Source organism: Mycolicibacter arupensis (genome assembly GCF_002086515.1).
GTDB lineage: Bacteria > Actinomycetota > Actinomycetes > Mycobacteriales > Mycobacteriaceae > Mycobacterium > Mycobacterium arupense.
The window spans coordinates 1-434 of the sequence record NZ_MVHH01000129.1; the positions used below are offsets into that span (position 1 = coordinate 1).

At 73.3% G+C, this 434-nt stretch carries 1 pseudogene; it reads right to left on the minus strand.

From position 1 onward, the window contains the following. Positions 1 to 410 (minus strand): annotated as a pseudogene (locus BST15_RS21005) (hypothetical protein); the annotation flags it as partial. Between the last annotated feature and the right edge of the window lie 24 nt (positions 411 to 434).

A 434-nucleotide genomic window follows, 5' to 3' on the forward strand; every position in this document is an offset into this window, starting at 1 on the left:
CCCCCACCGGTCGGTGGCGCCCATTCGGCATCGACCTCCACATTCATGTCGGCATACCCGTGATCGTGCAGCTGCGCCTTGCGCCGGCGACGCGTCCGCGAAGATCGGCGTGCCGCCGACGCCTCGGCTGCGGAGTCCGACGCCGGGCTCTTGGCCTGCGCACCGGTGCCACTGCCCGTCCGGTTGGTCGAGTCGAAACCCACCCCGGGACCGCCCCCGAAGCCGACCACGGCCGGAAAGAATCCCATCGCTGCCGGCGCGGCAGGCGCCGGGGCCGGCGGAGACGCACCACCGGGCACACTCGCCGGCGGCGCCGCCGCCGGCGCTCCAGTCGCCGGAACCGACGCAGGCAGACCCACCACATGCAGATTCGACACCGCCGTCACCGCCGGTGCAGGCGCTGCAACCACCTGCGGAAGCCCATCAAGCGGCAG